The organism is Bacillus sp. B2-WWTP-C-10-Post-4, assembly GCF_009183805.1.
Taxonomy (GTDB): Bacteria; Bacillota; Bacilli; order Bacillales; family Bacillaceae_G; genus Bacillus_A; species Bacillus_A cereus.
In genome coordinates this window covers 1-3,929 of the sequence record NZ_WEII01000208.1, presented here as the reverse complement: position 1 = coordinate 3,929, position 3,929 = coordinate 1, and the positions used below count along the sequence as shown (strand labels likewise).

Genomic DNA, 3,929 nt, shown 5'->3' with positions numbered 1-3,929 from the left:
TAAGGCAAAATTAAAGGGTATGAGCCCAGTACAATACCGGGCTCATACCCTAGAGGCTGCCTAATGAAACGACCTGTCTAACTTTCGGGGGTCACTTCAGAAAAGGTGGCTTTATAACTCTTATCTCATTTTATGTACTTCAGCAACTAGCTTTCCACCCTGAATGCCCATATAAAGCTTCACAGGTGCATCATTCGTATTTTCAAATACTAAATCTAAATATGGATATGCAATTGTAGCATCTCTTCCTTGTGGAACATAACCTACCGTTTTAGAATGTGTAGTTCTCTCCACCATTTTCAGGCCAGCTTGATCTGCTGCATTGTATAAAGTTGAAGATGTTTGACAAACACCACCGCCATATCCATCTACTAATTTACCATCAACTATTTCTTTCCCTAATTGATATCCTTTATCTGGTGTTGTATCACCGATTAATGAATTAAAAGAGAAACGGTCTCCTTTTGCTAACACAACTCCGTTTATGCTCGCTGCTGACAAACGAATATTCTCAATACGGCCACCTGTTGAACCACCTAAGTTCGTTTCATATCTACCAATTACCGTACCATTTCCTTGCGCATCACTTAATGTTGCGACTGGTTTTTTCTCCACGATCGGCAACTGATACGTAGCATCCCACATACCAACATTTAACAATTTATCTACTAATTCTTTTTCCATTAATTCATAAGAAGGTTTTCCTTCTTGCCAACTTCCATCAGGTGCTATACGTGAAGGAACCATTTTTTTGTCGACGCTTTTTCCAACCTCACCAACAACCTTTGTTACAGACTTTTTAAATTTCGCTTCATCTTCAAAATAGCCTAAACTAGATAAATCTAATTTTTTCACTTCAGTACCAGTTCGACCATCAACTAAACTAATAGTATCCTGCACTTCTGCTTTAGCCTCTACAGTATGCCCACCAATATCACTTACCAATGCAACATCACTTACTTTTGCACCACAGCCACTCATTATAGCTACACATAACACCCCAACCAATATACCCTTTACTTTACGGAACAATATACTCTCTCCCTTTCCCCAACATCACTATTATGTATTTATTTCATTTTTATGTATGTTTTGTTACAATCATTTTACAATATGTTTATAAAATGTTACAAGTTATTTTTCACTCTATATAAATTACTCTTTTCTTTTATAAATGTCTATACATATTTACATAAAAGTTTGAGTTTGATAGAATTGTAACTTTTATGTAAACTCTCTCTTTTATCCAGTATATACCATTAAGCAAAAGAAATACAAATCAAAAACCCTCAAGCTATTTTTTATAAAGTGAAACTGTAATCAGTGGGGGTCTTATTGCCCAGCAAATAGCTTGATAAAGAGAAATCCCGTCAACATAAATAGGTATTTGCCGTGCCACCGCTCCGCTTTTGCACATACATTATGGTGAATTCAACCTATTTTAAAGAAATGGAGGATGTTATTATGTATCCCTACAATCCATATGATCCATATAATCAATATGCGTACCAACAACCACAGTATGACTTACAAACACAATATCAATCTTATATAGATCAAGCAGAGCACACGAATCCATATGACCAAAATAGACAATTCCAACTTCCAATCTCTTTTCCTGGCACTGGAAATCGTCAATTAGAAAGACGCGTAAATGAGCTTGAACAAAGAGTTCGTCAACTAGAAAATACAGTTGAGCGCCATACACGTAGACTAAACCGCTTAAACCAACGTTTACGCACAGTAGAAAACAGACTAAACATTCCATTCGCAGCATTAGAAGACGGATTTTAATTGAAAAAATAAAAATTATATAAGGAAGGGGCTCCCCCTTCCTTATATAAATTGACGAAAGTTTTTTCCATCTCTATACTGATAAGAGTTAATGAAATGAAACAAGGTGATAAATATGGATTTTGAAATAAATTATCTTTCCTTTTATGTTGTACAAGTAGAAGGAAAAGGTGAAGCAGTTGATAAACGCTACAAACATTTTCAAACTTTAGACGCTGAAGAATATGAAGATAGTTCCTTAAAAGAATTTTTGAATGGTGAGTTATTAAAAATATCGAAGCGAAAAGTAGAACGTCATGCAAAAACAGAACAAGCCCCAACAAAAATTGGTCGCTTTATTGTAGAAGAAGGGCACGAACTTGATTCAAACCCTCATTACAACCTTTTTAATCGTATTCGCTTTGCAGAAACAAAAGAAAACTTTAAAGATATGAGCGAACCTCTCGTTTATACATATCTTGACACAAGCGCTGTACGTGGTGGTGTATTTTTAATTGCTCAGGCAAAACTACGCAAATACTTTGATGATCCATTTGTATTCGTAATGAAATGCGACTTCGAACCAAAGGTTGCTTCTATTTCTGATGAATCAACACTGATTCGTAACGTTGAAATGGCCATCACAACAAAGAATATGAAATCTATCCAATATCCGTACATGCCTGAAGAAGGGATGGCTGAAGTAGGCGAACTAAAAATACATCAAGCATCACATGCCCGCTACTTTGAAGACTTCTTAAAATTCGTCGAATATGAACGCTCTATGCCTGAAATTATGAAAACACAAGTAATGGACATGGTATACGACCAAATTGAAGATGTATTTGAAGAAGGTACGGAAGAACGCGAACAATTCGACCAAGCGATGGAAGTATGGGCTGCCAGTCCGAAACGCGAAATTATGGAAAAATTTTCAACCGAAGAAGTAATGGAAGCAACCGCTCAAATCGTCGAGCATGCTCCTGAAGTGGAATTAAAACTAAAAGCCGATCATATCTCTGTGAAGGCGTTGCTTGCGGATTTCGGGGATCAAATACATATTGCGAAGGTAAATGATCGATACGTACTTATGATTGAAGCAGACACACTTACATTTGAAAAAGGCTTCTCTCCTATTGAGTTTCTGAAGCCGGATGAGCTGCAAGATGTGATTGAGCGGATTGAGAATAAGCAGCAGTATTCGTTTGATCCGAGCGGTATTGAATAAAGTGAAACTTTAATCAGTGGGGTTTTGTTCATCCCCACTAATTATTAGCCCTCACCAATCGGGCTTTTACGGGATAAATACTTCCATATAACTGTTGTTACTGGGCGCTTTTAATAAGCGCTCTTTTATTTATATTAAAAATCGATTCTACTAAGAATCGATTTTTCTGCTTTATAATAAAACATGCTTATTTTCAAATTTTTTTGATGCAAGATGACATTTGTTGCAGAATCAAATATATCCCTTCCTTGTTATACAAGCTTATTTCTATTAGAAATATCTACTTCAATATTTCTAGTTGACCAAGTCCTTCTATAAGTTGTTAAAATACAAATTTCACTTTACTACCTCAAATTTATTATACTCGTAAAAAGATAATTGAAAACGATATTCCGGATGTTCTCTCACCCAATCGTAGGCTTCTTCTAAAATTTCCATTTTGTTTTGCAAGTCATTAAGTTCACTACATTCGTCCTTTTTCTGTTTGCACAGAGGGCAGAATCCATTCACTATTTCCGCACTCGTCGCCCTAATAGTTTTACTTTCTAAATCAACTACTAGACGAAGAATAACAGAATGCTCTTCTTTTGTAGTCACCTTCATTTCAGCAATCCGATCCTCATTCCAAAAGACACCGTTTAATTCCATCTTTACTGTGACATCTTTAATATCCAAGTCTACCACTATCATACCTCCCTTATACAAAACTCAATCTTACTCTTCTATTTTAAACTTTAATACACCACAACTTAAAGAGATATTAAGTTTTTTCCAATTCTTCTTTACTATGAAAGAAAGTGTAGTTAATGCTAATTGTGTAGTAAATATTATCCAAAAAACTAAAACAGTTTAAATGTTAAAGATTGTTTCCATTAAACTACACTCTTTTCTTTATATATATTTTTATTTTATTAATACAGTTTAAAAC

The 3,929-nt window shown here is 35.1% G+C and carries 4 protein-coding genes; 2 read left to right on the top strand and 2 right to left on the bottom strand.

Annotated features, from left to right (window positions below; translation table 11 throughout):
- Positions 1-120: 120 nt before the first annotated feature.
- The gene (locus GBN78_RS29010; protein ID WP_000488973.1) at positions 121-1,032 is read right to left on the bottom strand and encodes a VanW family protein; all 912 of its coding nucleotides are present in this window, start codon (positions 1,030-1,032) and stop codon (positions 121-123) included.
- A gap of 432 nt (positions 1,033-1,464) precedes the next feature.
- Between GBN78_RS29010 and GBN78_RS29005 the strand changes: the two genes are divergently transcribed.
- Together GBN78_RS29005 and GBN78_RS29000 are read left to right on the top strand one after the other, a co-directional pair.
- On the top strand, positions 1,465-1,794 hold the full coding sequence (locus GBN78_RS29005; protein WP_000283715.1) for a hypothetical protein: 330 nt from the start codon (positions 1,465-1,467) through the stop codon (positions 1,792-1,794).
- 115 nt (positions 1,795-1,909) lie between these two features.
- Entirely contained in the window at positions 1,910-3,001 is a 1,092-nt protein-coding gene (locus GBN78_RS29000; RefSeq protein ID WP_152128000.1) for a DUF3900 domain-containing protein, read from the top strand.
- A 336-nt stretch (positions 3,002-3,337) separates the two neighbouring features.
- On the opposite strand, the gene GBN78_RS28995 is transcribed toward GBN78_RS29000, so the two are convergent.
- Positions 3,338-3,685, bottom strand: a complete 348-nt coding sequence (locus GBN78_RS28995) for a hypothetical protein (RefSeq protein WP_000227982.1) — start codon at positions 3,683-3,685, stop codon at positions 3,338-3,340.
- Positions 3,686-3,929: the final 244 nt, after the last annotated feature.

What these genes read in the sequence shown, in the direction of transcription:
- GBN78_RS29005 (WP_000283715.1), top strand. Translation starts at nt 1,465, where the DNA reads ATGTATCCCTACAATCCATATGATCCATATAATCAATATGCGTACCAA.
- GBN78_RS29000 (WP_152128000.1), top strand. Translation starts at nt 1,910, where the DNA reads ATGGATTTTGAAATAAATTATCTTTCCTTTTATGTTGTACAAGTAGAA.